The sequence below is a fragment of the bacterium genome, assembly GCA_040754625.1.
Taxonomy (GTDB): domain Bacteria; phylum JACRDZ01; class JAQUKH01; order JAQUKH01; family JAQUKH01; genus JAQUKH01.
In genome coordinates this window covers 12,380-34,011 of record JBFMCF010000128.1, presented here as the reverse complement: position 1 = coordinate 34,011, position 21,632 = coordinate 12,380, and the positions used below count along the sequence as shown (strand labels likewise).

The 21,632-nt window shown below is 40.1% G+C and carries 23 protein-coding genes and 1 pseudogene; 21 read left to right on the top strand and 3 right to left on the bottom strand.

What is annotated here, in order from left to right; genetic code table 11:
- Window positions 1-5 precede the first annotated feature (5 nt).
- Window positions 6-935 (top strand): cysteine synthase A, encoded by a 930-nt coding sequence (gene cysK, locus AB1498_12565; GenBank protein ID MEW6089124.1) that lies wholly within the window; start codon window positions 6-8, stop codon window positions 933-935.
- Between the two features lie 64 nt (window positions 936-999).
- On the top strand, window positions 1,000-2,019 hold the full coding sequence (locus AB1498_12560; protein ID MEW6089123.1) for a hypothetical protein: 1,020 nt from the start codon (window positions 1,000-1,002) through the stop codon (window positions 2,017-2,019).
- On the opposite strand, the gene AB1498_12555 is transcribed toward AB1498_12560, so the two are convergent.
- Together AB1498_12555 and AB1498_12550 are read right to left on the bottom strand one after the other, a co-directional pair.
- On the bottom strand, window positions 1,991-2,488 hold the full coding sequence (locus AB1498_12555) for a Mut7-C RNAse domain-containing protein (GenBank protein ID MEW6089122.1): 498 nt from the start codon (window positions 2,486-2,488) through the stop codon (window positions 1,991-1,993). The genes AB1498_12560 and AB1498_12555 overlap by 29 nt on opposite strands.
- Complete coding sequence (locus AB1498_12550; GenBank protein ID MEW6089121.1) at window positions 2,489-3,070, bottom strand: tetratricopeptide repeat protein; 582 nt, start codon at window positions 3,068-3,070, stop codon at window positions 2,489-2,491.
- A gap of 111 nt (window positions 3,071-3,181) precedes the next feature.
- Between AB1498_12550 and AB1498_12545 the strand changes: the two genes are divergently transcribed.
- Window positions 3,182-5,863, top strand: a complete 2,682-nt coding sequence (locus AB1498_12545) for a calcium-transporting P-type ATPase, PMR1-type (protein ID MEW6089120.1) — start codon at window positions 3,182-3,184, stop codon at window positions 5,861-5,863.
- A gap of 15 nt (window positions 5,864-5,878) precedes the next feature.
- On the opposite strand, the gene AB1498_12540 is transcribed toward AB1498_12545, so the two are convergent.
- Window positions 5,879-7,543, bottom strand: a complete 1,665-nt coding sequence (locus AB1498_12540; GenBank protein ID MEW6089119.1) for an FAD-dependent oxidoreductase — start codon at window positions 7,541-7,543, stop codon at window positions 5,879-5,881.
- A 125-nt stretch (window positions 7,544-7,668) separates the two neighbouring features.
- Between AB1498_12540 and AB1498_12535 the strand changes: the two genes are divergently transcribed.
- The 18 genes and pseudogenes from AB1498_12535 to AB1498_12450 all read left to right on the top strand — a co-directional run bounded on the left by AB1498_12535 (window position 7,669) and on the right by AB1498_12450 (window position 21,596).
- The gene (locus AB1498_12535; GenBank protein MEW6089118.1) at window positions 7,669-8,433 is read left to right on the top strand and encodes a fumarylacetoacetate hydrolase family protein; all 765 of its coding nucleotides are present in this window, start codon (window positions 7,669-7,671) and stop codon (window positions 8,431-8,433) included.
- A 73-nt stretch (window positions 8,434-8,506) separates the two neighbouring features.
- Window positions 8,507-9,073 (top strand): zeta toxin family protein, encoded by a 567-nt coding sequence (locus AB1498_12530; protein ID MEW6089117.1) that lies wholly within the window; start codon window positions 8,507-8,509, stop codon window positions 9,071-9,073.
- Window positions 9,070-9,243 carry a hypothetical protein gene (locus AB1498_12525; GenBank protein ID MEW6089116.1) on the top strand — a complete coding sequence of 58 codons (174 nt, stop codon included), beginning with the start codon at window positions 9,070-9,072 and terminating at the stop codon, window positions 9,241-9,243. The genes AB1498_12530 and AB1498_12525 overlap by 4 nt, the downstream gene beginning before the upstream one ends.
- Window positions 9,244-9,619: 376 nt before the next feature.
- Window positions 9,620-9,883 (top strand): YlxM family DNA-binding protein, encoded by a 264-nt coding sequence (gene ylxM, locus AB1498_12520; protein MEW6089115.1) that lies wholly within the window; start codon window positions 9,620-9,622, stop codon window positions 9,881-9,883.
- Complete coding sequence (ffh, locus tag AB1498_12515) at window positions 9,876-11,207, top strand: signal recognition particle protein (protein ID MEW6089114.1); 1,332 nt, start codon at window positions 9,876-9,878, stop codon at window positions 11,205-11,207. Before ylxM ends, ffh begins: the two co-directional genes overlap by 8 nt.
- Before the next feature lie 71 nt (window positions 11,208-11,278).
- Entirely contained in the window at window positions 11,279-11,521 is a 243-nt protein-coding gene (rpsP, locus tag AB1498_12510; protein ID MEW6089113.1) for a 30S ribosomal protein S16, read from the top strand.
- Between the two features lie 175 nt (window positions 11,522-11,696).
- Window positions 11,697-12,374 carry a tRNA (guanosine(37)-N1)-methyltransferase TrmD gene (gene trmD, locus AB1498_12505; protein MEW6089112.1) on the top strand — a complete coding sequence of 226 codons (678 nt, stop codon included), beginning with the start codon at window positions 11,697-11,699 and terminating at the stop codon, window positions 12,372-12,374.
- Window positions 12,375-12,434: 60 nt separating this feature from the next.
- Window positions 12,435-12,779, top strand: a pseudogene (rplS, locus tag AB1498_12500) (50S ribosomal protein L19).
- Window positions 12,780-13,048: 269 nt separating this feature from the next.
- Window positions 13,049-13,666 (top strand): ribonuclease HII, encoded by a 618-nt coding sequence (locus AB1498_12495; protein ID MEW6089111.1) that lies wholly within the window; start codon window positions 13,049-13,051, stop codon window positions 13,664-13,666.
- Window positions 13,667-13,752: 86 nt separating this feature from the next.
- Window positions 13,753-14,118 (top strand): YraN family protein, encoded by a 366-nt coding sequence (locus tag AB1498_12490; protein ID MEW6089110.1) that lies wholly within the window; start codon window positions 13,753-13,755, stop codon window positions 14,116-14,118.
- A gap of 12 nt (window positions 14,119-14,130) precedes the next feature.
- Window positions 14,131-14,598: a hypothetical protein gene (locus tag AB1498_12485; protein ID MEW6089109.1), complete on the top strand. Its 468-nt coding sequence runs from the start codon at window positions 14,131-14,133 to the stop codon at window positions 14,596-14,598.
- Between the two features lie 4 nt (window positions 14,599-14,602).
- Window positions 14,603-16,477: an ATPase, T2SS/T4P/T4SS family gene (locus AB1498_12480; GenBank protein MEW6089108.1), complete on the top strand. Its 1,875-nt coding sequence runs from the start codon at window positions 14,603-14,605 to the stop codon at window positions 16,475-16,477.
- Window positions 16,478-16,555: 78 nt separating this feature from the next.
- Entirely contained in the window at window positions 16,556-17,629 is a 1,074-nt protein-coding gene (gene pilM, locus AB1498_12475) for a pilus assembly protein PilM (GenBank protein MEW6089107.1), read from the top strand.
- Window positions 17,630-17,636: 7 nt separating this feature from the next.
- Window positions 17,637-18,188 carry a PilN domain-containing protein gene (locus tag AB1498_12470; GenBank protein MEW6089106.1) on the top strand — a complete coding sequence of 184 codons (552 nt, stop codon included), beginning with the start codon at window positions 17,637-17,639 and terminating at the stop codon, window positions 18,186-18,188.
- The gene (pilO, locus tag AB1498_12465) at window positions 18,189-18,722 is read left to right on the top strand and encodes a type 4a pilus biogenesis protein PilO (GenBank protein ID MEW6089105.1); all 534 of its coding nucleotides are present in this window, start codon (window positions 18,189-18,191) and stop codon (window positions 18,720-18,722) included.
- A gap of 10 nt (window positions 18,723-18,732) precedes the next feature.
- Window positions 18,733-20,685, top strand: a complete 1,953-nt coding sequence (locus AB1498_12460; GenBank protein ID MEW6089104.1) for a secretin N-terminal domain-containing protein — start codon at window positions 18,733-18,735, stop codon at window positions 20,683-20,685.
- Window positions 20,675-21,190, top strand: a complete 516-nt coding sequence (locus AB1498_12455) for a prepilin-type N-terminal cleavage/methylation domain-containing protein (protein ID MEW6089103.1) — start codon at window positions 20,675-20,677, stop codon at window positions 21,188-21,190. The genes AB1498_12460 and AB1498_12455 overlap by 11 nt, the downstream gene beginning before the upstream one ends.
- Window positions 21,165-21,596: a prepilin-type N-terminal cleavage/methylation domain-containing protein gene (locus AB1498_12450; GenBank protein ID MEW6089102.1), complete on the top strand. Its 432-nt coding sequence runs from the start codon at window positions 21,165-21,167 to the stop codon at window positions 21,594-21,596. The genes AB1498_12455 and AB1498_12450 overlap by 26 nt, the downstream gene beginning before the upstream one ends.
- The last annotated feature ends 36 nt before the right edge of the window (window positions 21,597-21,632 follow it).

The window sequence follows — 21,632 nt, the reverse complement described above, 5'->3', positions numbered from 1 at the left end:
ATTTTATGCCAAAAAAAATAGCCGGTAATATTCTGGAATTAATCGGCGATACACCGATGGTCCAGTTAAACAAAATCGTTGAAGACGGGATGGCATCTATTTATGGCAAGTTGGAATGTTTCAACCCGGCAAGTTCGGTAAAAGACAGAATTTGCCTTTCTATGGTTGAAGACGCGGAAAAAATAGGGTTTTTAAAAAAAGGGTCGGTGATCATCGAGCCTACAAGCGGTAACACGGGAATCGGGCTTGCCATGGTGTCAGCGGTAAAAGGTTACCGGCTGATATTGACTATGCCGGAAACAATGAGTATTGAACGAAGGAGGATTTTGACCGCTTTTGGCGCGGAGATTGTTTTGACGCCCGGGCCGGAGGGGATGTCCGGGGCCGTGAAAAGGGCCAAGGAACTCGCGAAAGAAATAAAAGACAGTTTTCTTCCAAACCAGTTTGAAAATCCCGCAAATCCCGAAATACACAGGAAAACAACAGCAAAAGAAATTATTGAAGCGACAGGCGGTAAAATTGACGCGTTTGTCGCGGGTGTAGGAACAGGCGGGACATTGACAGGGGTAGGAGAGGTCCTTCGGAAGAACGGAATCAACGCGAAGTTAGTGGCCGTGGAGCCTGAAAATTCACCTGTTCTTTCAGGAGGAAAACCCGGGCCCCATAAAATCCAGGGGATAGGCGCGGGTTTTGTCCCCGCAGTTTTAAACCAGAAAATAATTGATGAAATAATTAAAGTCAATGATACTGACGCGTTTAAAACCTCAAGGCGTCTTTGCGCGGAAGAGGGCCTTTTTGTTGGAATTTCCGCCGGTGCCGCCGTTTTTGCCGCGTTGAAAGTCGCAAAAGATTTAGGAAAAGGCAAGATCGTTGTTGTGATTTTGCCCGATACCGGCGAGCGGTATTTAAGCATGGAACAGTTGTTTAATACATAAAGGATTTGCACTTGTTAATAATAAGGCGCTCTGGTCCCGATTTGGAAACCAGGGTGCCTTTTTTGTGTTTGATAAATCGGTTTATTGTGATAAAATAATTAATATGACAGATTTTTTTTTGAGTTTATTGCTTGGAATAGTGAGTATCGTGGCAATCGGCAAGGGATCAGACTGGTTTACGGATTCGCTTATACCTATTGCCCGGAAGCTCGGCACATCACGTATAAGCGTGGGCCTGATTCTTGTTTCAGTCTCTGTAAGTCTCCCTGAGGTCCTGATTGTTATTTACGGCGTTCTTGAAGGCCATGCCTCACTCAGTTTCGGAGTCACACTGGGTTCAATAATATGCAATATTGCGCTTATGACAGGCCTTTCCGCGCTTGTCAGACCGTTGCAGGTAAGTACCGTAATTATTTTGCGTGACGGTATTTTTTCCATAACAGTCCCCGTGCTTATCTTTGCCGTAGGTTCTACCGGCATGATAACACGGATCGAGGGATTTGCCTTTTTTCTTCTCTTTATACCTTATCTTATAAATGTTTTTTTGCAGGAGAGGGAACGTCCGGAACCAAAGGAAGAACGGCTGAAAGAGATTGAACTGGAACTTGACTTACTCGGGTTTAGTTTCGGGAAAATCCGTTCGGCATGGATTGCTTTCACCCTGGGATTGGCCCTCCTTCTGGCGGGCGCGCACCTGTTTACTTCACAGCTTATATATTTATCCAAGTTATTTTGTATAGATGAACGGTTTATAGGTATGACAATAGGCGCGATAGGGCCGTCAATCCCCAATATTATAGCCGCCTACCAGGCTGTTAAAAAAGGGCTGACTGATGTTGTCGTATCGGAAACACTCGGTTCCAATGTTTTTACGTTACTTGTCACTTTAGGGATTTTAGCCGTTCTTTCACCGGTAATTATTTCCCAGAAAAACCTGATGTTTGATATCCCGGCTGTTATTGTGATGAGTTCTGCATTATTTATTTTTATGCTTTCCGGGAAATCTGTTTCCAAATTAGAAGGCGCTATACTAATAGGCGGATATGTTTTATTTATTATTGTCCAGGTGTTTTTTGAAGGTTGATTAGAAGTGGTGAAACTGCTTGCAGGAATTTTCTAATCTCTGCTATATGCGTTCCCTGCCAGAACATTCTCTGGCATTTGGGGCAGGATGAAAAATCGGACTGTGTTTCATAGACATAGTCCGGCACTTTTCCTTTTACCTTTTCTTTTTCAATAGAAAGAAGCGTTTCATTGCAGATTAGACACCGGCTGAAAATGCGTGAAGTAAAATCTAACTGTATTTTACCTTTACCCGCCAATTCTTTTATTTGTTCCCTCCACAGGTCATTTTGCATAAGAATGAAGTTTTTGACGAGTTTTCTTTTGATTAAACGCGTGTCGCGGGTTAAGATTATTCGGTTTTCATTTAAGGCAAGTTTAATTAGATTATCGTCTTCGATATTCCTGAAATAAAGCGTGTCATAACCGAGTATCCGAAGCCAGGTCGCGAGGCGTCCAAGCATATTGTCTGCGATGAATTTGGGTTCCATTCAGGGTTTTTTAATATCGTGGGGCGTACTTCTTATCCCGCCATAAAAAGAATTTATTAATTCTATCCTGGCTTTTGCTTTCGGATACGCGGAACTTCCCGGGTGGTTGTCAATGACTTTTTGGTATTCAACTAAAGCCTGTTCGAAATCATTCACCCCGCCAAGTTCATCCCAGTCAAAGATTACACCGATGTTAAACTGGGCGTCATCCGCCAGTTCGCTTTTCGGAAATTTTTCAATAAGCTTTTCAAAATAATGCCTGGCATTTTTAAGATAGGATAAATATATGGATTTGGTTTCATCATCAAACATGATAATAGAATCCCTGTATTCTATAGATTTTTTGAAATATGTTTCGCCGCTCAGAAGGAAAATTTCAGGTGTTAAATTTTTTTTTAAATCTTTTTTTTCGGCTTTTTCGAGGTAAGAAATGGCCCCGGAATAGTTTTTGTTTTTAAGATTTTCTTTGGCTTTTTGGAAGTAGTAATCTGGTGTATCTTTTTTAATCGTTGCGCAGCCTGAAAAAAGAAATACAACGGATATAATAAAAATAAAACAAGACGCAAACAGGTTTTTAACCATTTTTTTGTCCTCACCATTAATATTGCTACTAATTTTTTTTGCTGTCAAGATATTTTTTAATACTTTTTGGCTGGAATTAAGGTATAATACAAAAATAAATCAGGAGGCCGGATGAAATATTGGCAGTTAGAAGAAAATGAAACAGCAAAATTGTTAAAGACAGATTTGGTAAACGGACTTGCGCCTAAGGAGGCAAAAGAGCGGATTGAGAAGTACGGGCATAACCAGATGGAAGAAGCGAAGGCCAGAAACCCGCTTGTTTTGTTCCTCGGGCAGTTTAATGATTTTATAGTATGGGTTTTGATTTCCGCGAGCATAGTTTCGGGTTTTTTAAAGGAATGGATTGACGCGGTTGTGATAGTCGCGATAGTGATTTTAAACGCGGTCCTCGGTTTTATCCAGGAATACCGCGCGGAAAAATCACTCCAGGCCCTCAAAAAACTATCAAGCCCGAATTCAAAAGTTATAAGAAGCGGGAAACACCAGACTGTTCCGTCGAGAGAAATAGTCCCCGGTGATTTAATAGAATTGGAAGCGGGAGACAATGTTCCCGCGGACAGCAGGATTACATGGTCAACATCAAATTTCTCCAGTCTGGAGGCTTCCCTGACCGGTGAATCCACCCCCGTAATCAAAACAAGTATCGCCCTGGATGAAAAAGAAATACCCCTGGCTGACCGCGCCAATATGGTTTACATGGGGACGTCGATATCGACAGGAAAGGCGCGCGCGGTTGTCGTTGAAACAGGAATGAAAACGGAATTAGGCAGGATTGCGGGCATGATCCAGGGCATTGAAGAAGAGGCAACGCCCCTGCAGAAGAAACTCGAGGAATTCGGGAAATGGATTGTTTATTTATGTTTCGCGCTTGTAGGAATTATTTTTGTAATAGGTTTTTTTCATGGGGAAAAAGTCATAGATTTGTTTTTGTCCGCTGTAAGCCTTGCAGTAGCGGCAATACCCGAAGGGCTCCCGGCGATTGTAACAATTTCACTCGCGCTCGGCGTCCAGAGAATGGTCAAACGGAACGCTTTAATAAGAAAACTGCCTTCGGTTGAGACCCTGGGCTGCGCGACAGTCATTTGTTCGGATAAAACAGGGACCTTGACAAAAAATGAAATGACGGTCCAGGTGGTATATTCGGGGGGTAAATCGTTTAAAGTGACGGGTATCGGGTATAACCCGGCTGGAGATATTCTTTATGATGATAAAAAAATAAACCCTCCGGATTTTCCCGCTTTAAATAAAACATTATTGACCGGGGTGTTGTGTAACGGCGCCCAGCTTGTGAAAAATAACGGTGATTACAGGATAGCGGGGGACCCCACTGAGGGCGCGATTTTGACCTTATGCGGCAAGGGAGGTATATGGAAGGAAAAAGCAGAACAGGAATATAAATTTATTGATGAAATTCCGTTTGATTCTGAGCGGAAAAAGATGACGGTTATACGGCAGTATAACAACCATTATTCCATTTATGTGAAAGGCGCGCCCGATGTATTGTTAAAAGAGTGTGTTTACATAGAAGACGGCGGAAATATAAGGAAATTGTCTGAAGATGACCGTGAAAAGATAGATGAGGAAAATAATAATCTCGCGGCAGGTGCGATGAGGGTATTGGCTATTGCCTATAAGGACCTTGTAAGCCTGCCCCCGAAGATTGAAGCTGGTGCGGTTGAAAAAGACCTTGTGTTTCTCGGCCTTATCGCGATGATCGACCCCGCGCGCCCGGAGGTTAAAAAGGCCATGGAAGAATGCAAGACCGCGGGGATTAAAACAGTGATGATTACAGGGGACCATAAAAATACGGCGGTGGCGATAGCGAAAGAACTGGGGTTTTTTAATGAAAATTCGATCGCACTAACGGGGGAAGAACTTGATAAAATGGGCGAGGAGGAATTCAGCAAAAAAGTGAGGGATATTTCCGTTTACGCGAGGGTGTCCCCCGAACATAAATTGAGGATTGTCCGCGCGTGGAAAAAACTCGATGAAATCGTCGCGATGACCGGCGACGGAGTGAATGACGCTCCCGCGGTCAAGGAGGCGGACATAGGGGTCGCTATGGGAATCACGGGGACCGATGTCACGAAAGAGGTGTCCAGTATGGTCGTGACGGATGATAATTTTGCCTCAATCGTCGCGGCGGTTGAAGAGGGAAGGGGCATTTACGATAACATCAAGAAATTCATTTTATACCTCCTGTCATGTAACGCGGGGGAGATACTTGTTATGTTTATCGCGTCAATTGCCGGGCTGCCTGTCCCCCTACTTCCTATTCATATCCTCTGGGTCAATCTTGTTACTGACGGCCTGCCGGCGTTCGCCCTGGGGGTTGATCCTGTTAACCCTAATATCATGAAACGCCCGCCCCTTGCCGTAAACGAATCGATAATCAACAAAGAAAGAGGGATTTCGATGTTAATGCAGGGTTTATTTATCGCGTTATGCAGTTTGTCGGCGTTTGTTTACCTGTTGTATGTTAAGAACGAAAGTTTGCTTCACGCAAGGACCGGGGCGTTTGTGGTCCTTGCCTGCAGCCAGTTGTTCCACTCTTTTAATTGCCGGAGCACGACAAGGTCCATATTTGAAATGGGGATATTCACGAATAAAAAACTGGTTTTCGCGGTATTAATGTCTTTCTTACTGCAGATGATGGTGGTTTATGTCCCGTTCTTCCAGAAAATATTTAAGACGGACCCCCTGCAAATGTATCATTGGATATTTGTGATTATTATTTCTTCTTTCCCTCTCTGGGCGATGGAGATAGTAAAATTCATCAAAAGGAAGAAGTAGGGGCCGGAATTTTGTTTAGCCGCCGGCAGGAATGTCCGGCGCGGTGCCGGGTTTTGCCTCTATATAATTCAGGTATGTTTTATATCCCCCGGATAAATTATAAGCGTTGAAACCGTTCTGGACAAGGATCCTTACAGAATTATGCGTCCTTATTCCAACCTGGCAGAACGCAAGAATACGCTTGTCTCTCGGTATTTCATCAAGCCTTTTTCTTAAATCGTCAATTGGAATATTATACGCGTTTTTAACGGTGCCGTTTTTATATTCAATAGGTGTCCGGACGTCAAGCAGGAAATCCGTGTCTAAAACATCTTCCCAGTGAATTAGTTTTGCCAGCCCTCTTAAATGATTGACCGCGATCATTCCCGCGAAATTCAACGCGTTTTTCGCGGAGCTGTATTGAGGAGCGTAGCAGAAATCGGATTCTGACAAATCATACATTGTTAAACCATGTTTTATTGACAGTGACAGGACATCCATATATTTATCAACGCCCTGGCGGCCTATAATCTGCGCGCCCAGTATCCTGCCGTTATCTTTTTCATAAATGATTTTAAATGATAATTGCGACGCGCCGGGATAATAACCCGCGTGATTATAAGGGTGCGTGTAAACTTTTTCATATTTTATGTTTGTTTTTGAAAGCAATTTTTCATTTACCCCGCATGAGGCCGCCGTTAAAGAAAAAACTTTAACTATGGAAGCGCCGTAATTTCCGGAATAAGAATCTTCTATTCCGAATATATTATTAACTGCTACAAGGGCCTGCCGGGCGGCGGGCCATGCCAGGGGGACATGCCAATATTCGCCGGTTATGGGATTTTTTGTTTCAACGACATCTCCCGCGGCGTAAATGTTTTCATCGCTGGTCCGCATTTTGTTGTTTACGCGCGCGCCTTTTGCGCCGGTTTCAAGGCCCGCTTTTTTAAATAAACCGGTTTCAGGCTGGACGCCTATCGCGCAAATAACCATGCCGGATTTTATCTTTAAACCGGATTTGGTTTTAATGACAAGTTCATTTTTATCTTTAATAATGCTTTCTATTTCTTCATCCAGATGCAATTTTACGCCGTTATGCCTGAGTTCCCTGTGGAGGATGACCGCCATGTCTTTGTCAAAAGGAGGGGCGGCCTGGTCCAGTTTTTCTATCAAGTGAGTTTCAATATTCAGTTTAATAATATTTTCAGCCATTTCAAGCCCGATAAATCCTCCGCCGACTATTAAGGCGCTTTTTATATCGCTTTTCAGCTTTGTTTTAATTTTATCTATGTCAGGTATAGTCCGGACGGCGTATAAATCTTCAGGATTAATTCCGCTGAAAGCCGGAATGACAGGCTTCGCTCCGGGGGAGAGAAGCAGTTTGTCGTAAGATTCCTCGTATTCCTTATTTTTGATCAGGTCCTTGACAGTTATTTTTTTATCCTGCCTGTTTATGCCGGTTACCTCGCTGTTGATTCTTACGTCAATGTTAAATCTTTTTGAAAAATGCTCCGGTGTCTGGAGAATTAGCGAATTCCTTTCTTTTATCACGCCGCCGGCGTAATAAGGCAGGCCGCAATTCGCGAATGAGATATATTCGCCGCGCTCAAAAATAATTATTTCGGCATTTTCATCAAGCCTTCTCGCCCTTGCCGCGGCGGCAGCACCGCCCGCTACACCTCCGACTATCAGTAATTTCATAATATTGATATTACGATAAAGCGAAATATTATGTCAAGCGGTTTTTTGGAAACAAAAATAGAATATTATGTTGAATAAATATAATATAAAAGCTAAAATAAACGAAAATGGCTTAAAGAGGAAAAATGAAAATTGCGCGTTTTGATAAAAACAAAAAAATATATTACGGTGAAGTATTAAATGGCAAAATAAAAGTTATTAAAGGTGATATTTTTAACAAATATAATTTTACTGATGAAGAATTTAGTCTTGATGAAGTGAAAATATTGTCCCCTGTGTTTCCAGGCAAGGTTGTATGCGCGGGATTAAATTACGCGGATCACGCGAAGGAAATGAATCTTAAAACGCCTGATGAGCCTGTTATTTTTATAAAACCGGCCACCGCTGTTATAGGGCCTGGTGATAATATTATTTATCCTGCTTCCGTCAGCCAGCTTGATTACGAGGCTGAACTCGCGGTTGTCATTAAAAACAAAATAAAGGACATAACGCCTTCGGAATCAAAGAAAAATATACTCGGATACACCTGCCTGAATGATGTCACGGCCCGCGACCTGCAGAGAAAAGACGGCCAGTGGACGAGGGCAAAATCTTTCGACACGTTTTGCCCGACAGGGCCGTATATCGTTAACGATATTGACCCTGATAATTTATCGATAAAACTTTATCTGAATGATAAAATAAAGCAGAATTCCAATACTAAAAATTTTATCTTTAAAGTTGATTTTATGGTTTCTTTTATCTCTCGTATTATGACTTTGTTTCCGGGAGATATTATTTCAACCGGGACCCCGTCAGGTATAGGCCCGATGAAGGCGAATGACACTGTAATAGTTGAAATCGAAGGAATCGGCTCTTTAAAAAACAGCGTAAAAGGAAAAACCCGATGAAATTTGGTTAAAAAAATATCTGTTTGGAGAATTCGAGAAAAAAAGGTATAATATTATAAATTAAGATTAAAATATGAAAGAAATCCATATTATTGCAGGGCCAAATGGCAGTGGAAAAACAACAGTTGGGGTAGAATTAATAAAAGGATATGGTTTGCCTTTTTTGAATGCGGATGATATCGCTTATGAATTGTCAGAAAACGGCTCAGTAGAAAAAGTAAGAATTAAAGCAGGAAAGATATTTTTAAAAGAAATAAAAAAATATGCTGGTGAAGGTAAATCTTTTGCTATTGAAACCACTTTGGCGGGTAAATATATTACAAGAGTTATAGAGTTGTTAAAAAAAAGCGGTTATAAAATTATTTTAAATTATATTTTTGTGGATAACCCTGAAATTGCCATTAACAGGATAAAGATCAGAGTGCGTAAAGGCGGGCATTTTATTTCGAATGAAGACGTAATAAGAAGATTTTCGCGAAGCAAGAAAAATTTTTGGAATATTTACAAGAAAACAGCAGATAACTGGAGTTTATTTTACAATGGTGAAGATAAATTCATTCAAGTTGCCACAGGAGAAGGTGAAAATTATAAAATTGTTGACGATGAGTCTTTTGACTTATTTAAAGAGGATTTAAAATGAAAAAAGAAACATATGAAAAGTTTTTAGAGGTTACAAGAATCGGGAATCGTGCTGTAAGAAAAGCACAGGAAGAAAATAGGGCAAAGGGATTGCCGAATGTTTACGCCAGGCGTAAGAAGTTATATTTTGAATTGCCCGATGGAACTATTACGACAAAGAATCCCCTTTGATAAAACATATAATATTTTTTCAACTTCTCCGTTGCTTTTTCTAAAAACTTAAAATATTCACCTTTATGGAAGTGGTTAACCGGTGATTGATATAGAAAAGTGCCCCAAAAAAAAACCCGATCAGATTAGAGAGACCAAACCAGGCCGTTTTAAGTCCGGCGGTTGTAAAGGCCACCACCCCATTTTAGCCTTTTTTTTCATCTCCAACATTTGATCGGGACGGCCTAAGCGGGGATTATATTTTTTTATTTGTCCTCGTTGGCCGTTTCTATTTAAAATCTATATGCCACATAAAAAACTCCGTCAATTGATTTATTGTGTTGACAAAAATAAATTTTGTTGTATACTTTGTGTAAAGTAAAATTACTTTACAATTATGAAAGCTTTAGATAAACAAGTCCGCAACAGCCTGCTGTTTGATTTTTACGGTAATCTTTTAACTAAAAAACAACAGAAGGCGGCAAATCTTTATTTTAATTGCGATTTAAATCTTTCTGAGATTGCGGAAAAATTAAAAGTGACAAGACAGGCAGTCTACTTCAGCATAAAAAACATAACGAAGGATTTGGAAAAATACGAATCCAGTTTGAAGCTTTATCATAATAAGTTCAGCAAAATGAAAAGGAAGAAAAATGTTTGAAAATTTGTCAAACCGCCTGCAGGATGTTACACGTAAGCTGTTAGGCCAGAACAAACTGAATGAAAAGAACATTGAAGATATTTTAAGAGAAATCAGGGTCGCGTTTCTCGAGGCGGATGTTGATTACAGGGTGACCAAAGATTTCATAGAGGTGATAAAATCCAGGGCATTGGGGCAGGAGGTCCTTTCCAGTGTTACTCCGGCCCAGCTTGTTATGAAGTATGTCGCGGATGAATTGACCCATTTAATGGGTGATAATGTGTCGAGAATAAAATTCGCGGATAGTTTACCGACTGTTATTATGATGACAGGCCTCCAGGGAACAGGTAAAACTACTACGACAGCGAAATTAGCGGTCCATTTGTCCAAAAACGGGCACCGCCCACTTATGGTTGGACTGGATATATACCGTCCCGCGGCGCAGGAACAGCTTAAAATTTTAGGGGAATCCTGCAATATCCCGGTTTATCTGGAGGAAAGTAGAAATTGTTTAAATATCGCAAAAAATAGTTTAAAACATGCCCGTGAAAATAATTATGATTGTGTGCTGCTTGATACTGCGGGACGCCTCCATATTGATGAAGAGATGATGAATGAGTTGCGGGAATTAAAAGCAGGGCTTTCGCCCCATGAAATTCTTTTGGTAGTTGATTCTATGACCGGCCAGCAGGCGGTTGCCGCGGCGAAAGAGTTTAATTCGTTATTAGGGATTGACGGCGTGATTCTTACAAAACTTGACGGTGATGCGAGGGGAGGTGCCGCGCTTTCGCTCCGTTCCATTGTCCAGCGCCCGATTAAGTTTGTCGGTATCGGTGAAAAGCTTGATGATTTAGATTCGTTTTACCCGGACCGTATGGCCAGCCGGATTTTAGGAATGGGGGATATTTTTACGCTGGCTGAAAAAGTGGAAAAAATTTATTCTGAAGACGAGGCGAAAAAACTCGAACAGAAGTTTAGAAAAAATGAATTTACGCTGGAAGATATGAGAGAACAGTTTAAAAATATGAAAAGATTAGGCGCGATGGAACAGGTAGTTAAATTGATTCCGGGGTTAGGCAATAAAATTAACATCGGCGCGGCGGAAAAAAACAATATGAAGGCTATGGAGGCGATACTTAGTTCCATGACAAAAATAGAAAGATTAAACCCGAGGATTTTAAACGGCTCGCGCCGTATAAGGATTGCAAACGGCAGCGGGACAACGGTCCAGCAGGTAAATCAGCTGATTAACCGTTATGAACAGATGAAAAAGATGATGAAACAATTCGGCAAAGGCAATAAATTCGATATGGGTGGTTTGAAAAATATGATGGCGAATAGATAATCGTTAAACTGTTTAAACGGTTTGAGCGGTTTGAACAGTTTAAACGGTTATAAGTAAGGAGGTGATCACTTTTGGCGGTAAAGATTAGACTAAAACGAATGGGTACTAGGAACAGGCCGTTTTTTCGTGTTGTGGCGGCGGAATCTACCAGGGCGTTAGGCGGTAAATTTATTGAAGAACTTGGTTATTATAATCCTTTGACAAATCCTGCGGATATTAAGCTTAATATCGACCGGATAAATTATTGGATTGGCGTCGGAGCAAAGCCCTCGGATACGGTAAAAAATTTATTATTAAAAAACAAGCCCCGTTAAAAATTACCGGTATAAATTTCCCGGCAGGGTATAGAAAATTTGAGGTAAATATTCCAGGGGAAACACTGTATCATTAATGCGGAGCTTCAAGGGAATTTTGTTGCTAAAGGGCCGGATATATTATAGATACAGATCCGGCAGAAAATTCCGGGGGAGGTTTCCCAAGGTAATTCGTATGATCCATTTTGAAATATTGACGATTTTCCCTGATATGTTTAAAAATGTTCTCGGGGAGAGTATAATTAAAAGGGCGCAGGAAAAACGCCTGGTTAAGATTGATGTTCATAACATAAGGGATTATTCTAAAGATAAACACAAAACGGTTGATGATTATCCTTATGGCGGCGGCCCCGGAATGATTATGAAGGTTGAACCCATCTATGAATGTTTGAAAGCGGTTAAGTATAAAAGAAAAGATACATGGGTGGTTTTATTGAGTCCCAGGGGGAAAAGGCTTGATGTCCGATCAGTAAAAGGTTTAAGCAGGAAAAAACGGTTAATTTTGATATGCGGCCATTATGAAGGAATTGACGAGAGAGTAAAAGAATTTATTGATGAAGAGATTTCAATCGGAGATTTTATTCTCACAGGCGGCGAATTGCCCGCGATGGTTTTAATCGATTCGGTTGTGCGGTTTGTCCCGGGAGTGCTTGGAAGCGAAGATTCCGTAAAAAATGAATCTTTTAGCGATGGGTTACTGGAATATCCCCAATATACAAGGCCCCGGGAATTCAGGAAAATGCGGGTCCCGGATGTTCTTTTATCGGGTAACCATAAGGAGATAGAATCATGGAGGAAAAAGCAGAGTATACGGGAAACTTTGAAGAAAAGGAAAGATCTATTCACAAAGTGACCGGCTTATGGCTGATAAAAAATAATTAGCAGGATGATAAAAAAATGGAGGAAATTAGTCATGGATTTTAGGAAAATAATCGAAAGTAAACAGCCTAAAAGGGTTTTCCCTGATTTTAGGCCGGGAGATACCATAAAGGTTTATTTAAAAATTGTCGAGGGAGATAAGGAAAGGATCCAGGCCTTTGAAGGAATAGTGATTTCCCGCGAGAACCATGGAATACAGGAGACTTTTACCGTCCGGAGAATTTCATACGGTGTTGGTGTTGAAAGAAAATTTTTTATTTGTTCACCTTCCCTGGAAAAGATTGAACTGGTAAAAAAGGGAATGATAAAAAGGTCGAAACTATATTATTTGAGAGGAAAATCCCGTAAAGAAGGAAGGATTAAAGAAAAACTCGAAGAAGATTTGCAGTCGAAAGGGGCTTTACCCGAAGTAAAAGCAGAGGTGCAATCTGGTGAAATTGAAAAAGATAAGGCGAAAGAAGAAACGAAAGCGGAAGAAAGCGCGAAAGTAAAAACTGAAGTCAAGAAAAAAACGAAAAAAGCCGCAAAAGAGAAGTCGAAAAAGGAAACTGAAAAGGTTTAAAAGTAGTTCCATGCTAAAGGCTTTAGGTCTCCAGGGTGAAGATCCTGGATCCTTGACCCTGGAGCCGATAACCAAGGGGGTTGTTTTTGAAAAATAATCTCTTTTATGAAAAATTAGTCTGGTCAAAAGGCTGTAATTTTATTGCCGGTGTCGATGAAGTCGGGCGCGGCCCGTTAGCCGGGCCTGTTGTCGCGTGCGCTTTAATACTTCCGAAGGAATTCTATCTGGAAGAAATTGATGATTCCAAAAAGCTTTCTCCCCGTAAAAGGGAGGAATTGTTTGACATAATTAAAAACAAAGCCCTGACTTTAGGTTTAGGCAGGGTGGATGAAAATGTGGTAGACCGGATAAATGTCAGACAGGCGTGTTTTTTGGCAATGAAGAAGGCGATAAAAAGCCTTGAAATAAAGCCCGGCTGCCTTTTGGTAGATGGAGAAAAAATACCGCAAATAGGCATTCCCCAAATCCCCGTAATCAGGGGGGATTCTCTTTCATTTACAATATCCTCCGCTTCAATAATAGCAAAAGTAACCAGGGACAGGCTGATGGATGAATATCATAAGCTCTGGCCTGAATATAATTTTATAAACCACAAAGGCTACGGAACAAAGGAACACCTTTTATCATTAAAAAAACATGGCCCGTGCCCGATTCACAGGAGAAGTTACCAGCCTGTGAAGGAAACGGTGGAACGTGAAATGTAAATAGTAAATAGTAAATAGTAAATAGTGGATAGTATTATATTTACATTTAACGATTCACGTTTCATGGCATTTAGTAAGGTGATGATATGGAAAAGCAGCAAAAAGGAAATTTCGCCGAAGAGGAGGCCTGTAACTTATTAACACGCGAAGGGTATAAAATTCTTGAAAGAAATTTCCGTTTCAAACACCAGGAAATTGATATAATAGCGTTAGACAGGGAAACACTGGTATTTGTGGAGGTCCGCAGCAGAAAAGAAGGGCAGTGCCCGCCTGAGGATTCCATTGGATGGCGGAAAAAGAAAAATATAATACGGGTAGCCCAGTTTTACCTGAAGAAAAAAAGCTTAAATGATTTTTCATGCAGATTTGATGTTGTGGTTATTTTATATCAAAATGGTTCAATTAATATTAAAAAAATTGAATTAATCAAAGATGCTTTCCAGCTTGAATGAAAGGAGTCAGATATGCCTCAAACTCAGGAAGATTCTAAAGTCCAAACCGTTCTCCCAAGGGTTGACGCGAAACAGGTAACAGGTCCGGAACGTTACCGTCTTTTCCAGACCATCACGGTGATTTTTACAGTCTTTGGTTCTGTAATCAGTACAGTCTATACTTCCGAGCTGAAGGGCGGCGTGGCAGGAGGGATAATAGGTTTAACAACAGGTTTTATTCTGATGAGGCTTCTAATGGGAGAAAATAAAAAAATTTTCAGGAGGAATGTTATTGAAAGAACACTTGACTCAGCGGTCAGCATGCTCGGCGCGGGTATTTTTTCCGGTGTATTAGGCGGGTTATTCGGGTTTTTTCTGGAAAAAGATTTTAACCTCGCTCTTTCTATAGCGTTAACCTGTGTTATTGCCGGTGTTATAAGCACGAGCCTCGCGGGATTGGCGGTAATGTTCTGGGAAGCGGTAACAAAAAAGAAAGGCTGAAATTATGGAAGACAAAAATTCCAGGTGGATTAAGCATTTATTGGATATTAAAGCAATTTCCAGTGACGGTCTTGAGACAGCTTTAAAAGAGCAGGAGAAGACAGGAGGGAGATTGGGCGAGATTCTGGTTATAAATAATCTTATCGACAAGAAAAAACTGGAAAAATCTATTTTTGGAATATACTCAGGCAGAAATGTAGGGGAAATATTAGTTGAAGACGGAGTAATTTCCCAAACTCAACTGGAAAAGGCTTTGACGAAACAAAAAAACGGGAAAGGACAGTTGACGGAAATTTTACTGGAAGAAAACTTGGTTAACGATGAACAGGTGGCAAAAGCGCTGGCAAAACAACAAGGTTTGGAATATATTTCCCTGGAAAATTTTTTTGTTGATAAAGGGCTGTTTAAAGAAATTACAGTGGAGAAAATGCGGGATTATTTATTTATTCCATACAAAAAAGAAGGCAATGTTTTAACTATCGCGGTTTCTGACCCGGCTAATCTTGTATTGCTTGATGAATTGAAAATATTGCTGGGTACGCAGATAAAACTTGTGGTCAGCACGGAAAGGGCGATTAAAAATATTTTAGAGAATTTTGAAAATAAATCCAATGTCCTGCAGGAAATGGCGGAAGATTTAGGGATGCATATAATAAAAGAAGACGGGGAAGAAGAAAAAAAAGAGGAAAATATTACAGAATTGGAAGATAAAAACAATCCTGTAATTAAAATGGTTGATTCCATTATTAATAATGCTATCAGAAAGAGGGCAAGCGACATCCATGTTGAAGCGAGAGAGGAAGATATAAGCGTGAAATACAGGATAGACGGAGTGCTTTACCCGGCGATGGAAAAAATGGCCAAGAAATTCCATGAAGTGATAGTTTCAAGAATTAAGATAATGTCAGAATTGAATATCGCGGAAAAAAGGATTCCCCAGGACGGGCGTTTTAAAATCAGATATGAAGGGCGAAACATTGATTTCCGGGTTTCGGTTATTCCCGGTAATTTTGGAGAAAATGTGGTTATCCGCATATTGGATAAAATAGCGCTGGACCTGGATTTAACAAGCCTTGGGTTTGACCCTGAAGAATTGGAAAGATTCAAGAAAGAAATAATAAAACCCTATGGCATGATACTGGTTACCGGGCCCACCGGGAGCGGAAAAACCACGACCCTTTACGCGGCAATTTCCGCGATATATACGCCGGAGGAAAAGATAATTACTATTGAAGACCCCATTGAATACCAGTTATCAGGAGTAACACAGGTTCCTGTTAATGAAAAAAAGGGGCTTACCTTTGCGAGAGGACTGCGTTCTATTTTGAGGCATGACCCGGACAAAATAATGGTTGGAGAAATCCGTGACCCTGAGACAGCCCAGATTGCGGTCCAATCAGCGTTAACCGGTCACCTGGTATTCAGCACAATACACGCGAATAACGTTGTTGATGTTATTACGCGGCTGATTAACATGGGGATAGAGCCGTATAATTTTGTTTCCGCGCTGAATTGTATGATTGCACAAAGGCTTGTAAGGAGCATTTGCCGCCATTGTAAAGTTTCTATTAAGATTCCGGAAAAGGAACTGCTGGATTCGGGGATTGATTTAACTTATGCGGCAGGCAGGAAATTCTATAAGGGAAAAGGCTGTGAACATTGCAATTGGACAGGTTATTTCGGAAGAAAGGCCATTTTTGAATTGATACATCTTTCCGATAATATTAAAGAAATGATTTTAGAAAAAAAGCCGTTTTCAGAGATAAAACTTAAGGCGAAAGAGGAAGGCATGGTCTTCCTGCGCGAAGCGGCATTAAAGAAAGTGTTTGACGGAGAAACCACGCTCAAAGAGGTTAACAGGGTGACGTTTGTGGAGTAAGGTAGGGGCAGGGCTTGCCCTGCCCAAAGAAAAATATCGGGCAGCCGCAAGAGTTGCCCCTGCTAATAATGGAGAAATATGTTTTTTTTGACCCCAAAAGATATTTCAGTCGGGCTTGATATCGGCAGCCATAGCATTAAATTAATTAAAATAAAACGGGGCAAAAAAATAAAAATTATAAATTCCGGGAATATACTTCTGCCCGGGGATTTAATCCGGGGCAGTTTTGTTAACGGGAATATCCGTGATAAAAAAGTTTTTACGGAAAAAATAAAAGAATTATTTCTTAAGACCGGAGTATATGATAAAGAAATAGCAATCGGTATGCCTGATACCTGCGGACGGAGCGTCTTTCTGGAATTGGAGAACGTGCCGGCTGAAAGGGAAGACGCGAAAGAGCTTATTATATGGAAATTGAAGAAGGAAGCAGATCTCAATCTGGACAAAAATTTCGCGGTTGATTACCAGGTTTTGGAAAAAGAGACAAAAGACAAGAAAGAGTTTAATAAGCTTTTTGCGGTGCTGGTTAATAAGAATATTCTGGCAGAGTATGAAGAATCATTAAGGCAGTCCGGATTAAAACCTGTTTCAGTAGTTTTAAGCTCTTTTGGGCTGGTTAATTTTTTTAATTTTGTTGAAAAAGGCGGCGGTAGTTATCTTATAATAAATTTTGGCCACCAGGTAACGACTTTATTAATTATAAAAAACCGGAAACTTGATTTTTTCCGCCCGGTTGATACAGGCGGGAGAGATTTTACAACAAGGATTAAAGACCATTTTTCGATAAGCTGGGAGGACGCGGAAAGTAAAAAAATGAAAGATGTGTTTTTCCCCGGAGACATTGATGTTTCCAAATTAATAGAAATGGGTTTGCTTGACAATTTCAGCTCGATTAAACCGGCGCAGGGAAATCTTGCGAGGGAAATATCCGCGTCTTTGCAATACTATAAAAATAAGGCAGGCGGAGGCGCGGTAGAAAAGATTTTTCTGGCAGGCGGGAGCGCGGAATTTAAAAATATTAATATATTTTTTAAAAATATTTTTAATCTGGATACTTTTAAGATTAATCAGACAGACGAAATAAATTTTGTGCAAAGTAAAGAACCAGGCTGTATGTCAAATTATGCTTCGGCCACCGGGTTATTGATATAGGTAAAACATGCATTTGGAAATAAATTTATCCCAGCACCGGTATGAGAAAAAGTCAGTTATTGTTATTTTTTATGCCGGGATTTTTTTCCTGATATCAGGCGCGGTATTTTATAACTATAAATTGGTCTATAATTATGAAAAGCAATTAACTGTTTTGAATGAAAGAAATTCTAATTTGAATAAAGAATTGGAAAAAACAGGGCGGATAATTAATGAAAAGGGGCTGTCAGAAAAAGATTTAAAAGCTTTATCAAAAAAAGTGAATTATGTTAACACCTTAATAGAAAAACAGGAATTTTCATGGACAGGGCTTATTTATCATCTTGAAGAGCGCACCCCTGATGAAATAAGTATTACTGAAATAATACCTTCTTTTGCCGAAAATAACATCAAGATTATCGGTTTGGCAAAGACAATTGACGATATCGTGAAATTTGTTGATAACCTTCAATTATCCGGTTATTTTAAAGATGTATTTTTATCAGAGCACAGTAACGTGGAAATTGAAGAAAACGATTTGGTGAGGTTTGTTATAACAGCCAAATATAACAAGGAATAAATGGAAAATTTAAGGCAGCCGCTAAAGGTTTTAGTAATAGGTTTTATCACGGCAATAGGTTTAAATATTGTATTTTACTGGTTTGTAATACGGCAGAAAAAAACGGTGGTAAATCACAAAGAATCAGAGTATTTTGAGTTAAGAGACAACCTGTTTGGAGCAAGGAAAAGAATAAAAAATGAAAAATATTTTAAAGATAATTTTAGTAAAACTGAAAGCGACCTGCAAAAATTTGATTTAATACTTCCCCGTTATGAGGAAATTACAAGATTAATCAGGGAACTGCCCAATATAGCGGAAAAAACAGGGGTTAAAGTAAGCGGTGTAAAATATCAGCTTATAAAAGATGAAGGTTATAACCGTCTTTCTTTTTCTCTGCCCGTGGAAGGAAGTTATTCCGAAATAAGAAGGTTTATCTATGAAATAGAAACAATGAGAAAAGTCATCTGGATTGAACGTTTGGCGATTAAAACGTCGTATTCCATGCGCGAGGAGTTATCAATACAATTAACGATGTCTACTTATTTTTTATGAGGAGAATTAGATGAAAAAGGGAATTATCCTGTTTTTAATAACGGGTATCTTTTATCTTCAAACCGGGATTTACAGCGAAATTGACAACGAACCGGGAGACGGGGCTTCAGAAAAAAATTCCGGCACCGTCCATGTAAAACCGGCGGATCCGGCAAACCCGGGGAAAAAACAGGACCCCGCGATCCAGCCGATTACTCTTAAATTTAAAAATGCTTATCTTAAAGATATTTTTGAGATTTTATCAAAAATGACAGGTGTAAACATATTTTTTGACGAAACGGTCCAAAATAAAAAAATCAATGTTTACATTGATTCTCTTCCTTTTGAACAGGCGCTGGATATTTTATTGAAAACAAACGATTTGACAAAAATAACCATTGATAAAAATTCCATGGTGGTGGTGCCTAAAAAGGGAGAAAGGATAAAAAATTACCAGGATATGGTGATAAGGACCTTTTATTTGACCAATGCCGAAGCGAAAGACATTATAAACCTGCTTCGCACTATGATTCAGACGAAACAGATATTTATTAATGAAAGGCTTAATGCTATTGTCCTTCGCGATACAAAAGAAAATATTGATATGGCCCAGCAGGTGATTGAGGCCAATGATAAGCTTGGGACCCAGGTCGACATTGAATTGGAGCTCCTGGAAATAAACCGGAACAGGTTGGAAAATCTCGGTATGCAGTTAGGCGGGGGAGAAGGTGATAAAAAAGGGGTTTTATCCGGTTTAAACGAGATAAAATTTGAAGGAAGCGTGAAGAAAAACATAAATCTTTCGCTCCCCAGTGTCTGGTATAACCTTGTTAATGATAAAAGCTTTGCGAAAATACTTGCTAATCCAAGAATAAGGGTGACTAACAAGCAAAAGGCAAAGATTATGATAGCGGACCGTATCCCCGTCGAAATTTCTTCGTCCACAAAGGACAGCGAGGGGAAAGAGACCATTAATACCCAGGTCCAGTATAAAGATGTGGGAATTAAACTTGATGTGGAACCAAATATCCATTTTGATAACCAGGTGACAGTTAAAATAAACCTGGAAGTAAGTTCAATAGTTGAATATACTTCAAAAGGATACCCGTTAATCCGCACAAGGAATGTAGAGAGTTTTATCAGGTTAAAAGACGGTGAATCCAAAATTTTAGGCGGGTTAATCAGCGATGAGGAGCGAAAAGGCGCTTCCAGGGTGCCGATGCTGCATAAAATTCCATTTCTTGGGACATTATTTACTTCAAGCCGCGACCAGAAAATTGAAACTGAGATTATTATGAAGATGACACCCTATATAGTTGATAGAACTGTTCTGGCGCAGGACACGGCCGTAATGTCTAAGGAGATAGAAGTTTCTTCTGCCGGTCCCGCAAAGCCGGAATTATTGCAGGAGATACCCCCTTTGCCTAAAGAAGGCAGTGAACCTGTGGAAGAGGCTTTCACAAAAATGCAGAAGATAGTTGAAGAAAAATCCGCCATGGAGGAAGAAAAAACAGAAAAGACAAAAGAGGATTTATCCGGCCAGCCAGATATAGTTTCAAATATGATTTATATTAATCCCCAGACTAAAGATGCCAAAATTAATGAAGAGTTTTCATTAGAGATAATGGTAAATAATATTTCAGATCTTTTTGCCGTGCCTTTTTATATTACATATAACCCAAAAGTCCTGCAATTTGTCTCGGCAAAAGAAGGATCTTTTTTGGGGCAGGACGGGAACACGACTACCTTTTTATTTTCGAATGATGTTAACCGGGGACGGGTGATAGTCGGCCTTACCCGTCTGGGGCAGGTAAAGGGTGTAAGCGGTTCGGGGCTGCTTATGAGCGTTAATTTCAAAGCTTCCGGGACAGGGGAAAGTCTTATTGGTTTTGACAATGCTTCTGCAAAAAAGGTTACCCCTGAAAGCCCGATGCCCCAGTCATTTCCTGTAACTTTCAGGGGCGCGCAGGTAAATGTTAAATAAAAAATTCAAAATTCAAAATTCAAAATTCAAAATTTCGGAGGGCTTCAGTTTTATCGAGTTAATGGTTACTTTAGCTATAATCGGGATTTTATCTTCTGTTGTTTTACCCCTGACAAGGATAACAATAAAGAGAAACGACGAAATAGAATTGCGAAGGGCCCTAAGGGAGATAAGAAAATCGATTGACAATTACAAGATAAAATTTGATGAATTAAAAACTGAATTTTACAGCACAAAAAGGGATGAAAACCGGGAGGAACTTTACAAGAAGTTCAAAGTTGAAGAAGTGGACCGTATAGGTTATCCTCTTACCCTGGAAGAACTGGTTGAACTTAAATTTTTGAGGCGGATACCGGAGGATCCTGTTACAGGCTCAAAAGAATGGGCGGCACGTTCATATAGTGACGCGTTTGACAGTAAAAATACAGATGGAAGGAATATTTATGATGTCCGTTCTAAAAGTGAAGAAGAGGCGTTAGATGGGACAAAATACAGTGACTGGTAATTTTTTAAATGCAAAATGCAAAACGCAAAACGCAAAATTGGAGGACAGGGGATTTACTTTAATCGAACTGGTAATTGCGCTTTCCATACTCGGGATTATTCTGTCATTTGCCGAGCCGATTTATAAAAATTCTGTCATAAAAGCAAAAGAGGCCGCGTTAAAAAAGGATATATTTGTCATGAGGGACACTATTGACCAGTACTACGCCGATAATAATGCCTATCCGGCAAGCCTGGAGGACCTTGTCGAAAAAAGATATATCAGGTCAATTCCCATGGACCCTTTTACTAAAAGCAGGGACACGTGGGTCACAATATCTTCAGCCCCTGAAGAGGTGGATGTTTTTGATATACACAGCGGGAGTGATCTATTGGCATTGGACGGGACCGCGTATAATGAATGGTGAAATCGATCCGCCTTTGGCGGATCAAAGTGAAAAGTG

Bases quoted from the DNA above. Each gene is read 5' to 3' on its own strand.
- AB1498_12450 (MEW6089102.1), top strand. From the start codon at position 21,165: ATGGGACAAAATACAGTGACTGGTAATTTTTTAAATGCAAAATGCAAA.
- trmD (MEW6089112.1), top strand. From the start codon at position 11,697: ATGATCCATTTTGAAATATTGACGATTTTCCCTGATATGTTTAAAAAT.
- AB1498_12485 (MEW6089109.1), top strand. From the start codon at position 14,131: ATGCCTCAAACTCAGGAAGATTCTAAAGTCCAAACCGTTCTCCCAAGG.
- AB1498_12490 (MEW6089110.1), top strand. From the start codon at position 13,753: ATGGAAAAGCAGCAAAAAGGAAATTTCGCCGAAGAGGAGGCCTGTAAC.
- AB1498_12460 (MEW6089104.1), top strand. From the start codon at position 18,733: ATGAAAAAGGGAATTATCCTGTTTTTAATAACGGGTATCTTTTATCTT.
- pilO (MEW6089105.1), top strand. From the start codon at position 18,189: ATGGAAAATTTAAGGCAGCCGCTAAAGGTTTTAGTAATAGGTTTTATC.
- AB1498_12555 (MEW6089122.1), bottom strand. From the start codon at position 2,488: ATGGAACCCAAATTCATCGCAGACAATATGCTTGGACGCCTCGCGACC.
- AB1498_12455 (MEW6089103.1), top strand. From the start codon at position 20,675: ATGTTAAATAAAAAATTCAAAATTCAAAATTCAAAATTCAAAATTTCG.
- AB1498_12470 (MEW6089106.1), top strand. From the start codon at position 17,637: ATGCATTTGGAAATAAATTTATCCCAGCACCGGTATGAGAAAAAGTCA.
- AB1498_12530 (MEW6089117.1), top strand. From the start codon at position 8,507: ATGAAAGAAATCCATATTATTGCAGGGCCAAATGGCAGTGGAAAAACA.
- ffh (MEW6089114.1), top strand. From the start codon at position 9,876: ATGTTTGAAAATTTGTCAAACCGCCTGCAGGATGTTACACGTAAGCTG.
- AB1498_12545 (MEW6089120.1), top strand. From the start codon at position 3,182: ATGAAATATTGGCAGTTAGAAGAAAATGAAACAGCAAAATTGTTAAAG.
- AB1498_12525 (MEW6089116.1), top strand. From the start codon at position 9,070: ATGAAAAAAGAAACATATGAAAAGTTTTTAGAGGTTACAAGAATCGGG.
- AB1498_12540 (MEW6089119.1), bottom strand. From the start codon at position 7,543: ATGAAATTACTGATAGTCGGAGGTGTAGCGGGCGGTGCTGCCGCCGCG.
- AB1498_12550 (MEW6089121.1), bottom strand. From the start codon at position 3,070: ATGGTTAAAAACCTGTTTGCGTCTTGTTTTATTTTTATTATATCCGTT.
- AB1498_12480 (MEW6089108.1), top strand. From the start codon at position 14,603: ATGGAAGACAAAAATTCCAGGTGGATTAAGCATTTATTGGATATTAAA.
- AB1498_12535 (MEW6089118.1), top strand. From the start codon at position 7,669: ATGAAAATTGCGCGTTTTGATAAAAACAAAAAAATATATTACGGTGAA.
- cysK (MEW6089124.1), top strand. From the start codon at position 6: ATGCCAAAAAAAATAGCCGGTAATATTCTGGAATTAATCGGCGATACA.
- pilM (MEW6089107.1), top strand. From the start codon at position 16,556: ATGTTTTTTTTGACCCCAAAAGATATTTCAGTCGGGCTTGATATCGGC.
- ylxM (MEW6089115.1), top strand. From the start codon at position 9,620: ATGAAAGCTTTAGATAAACAAGTCCGCAACAGCCTGCTGTTTGATTTT.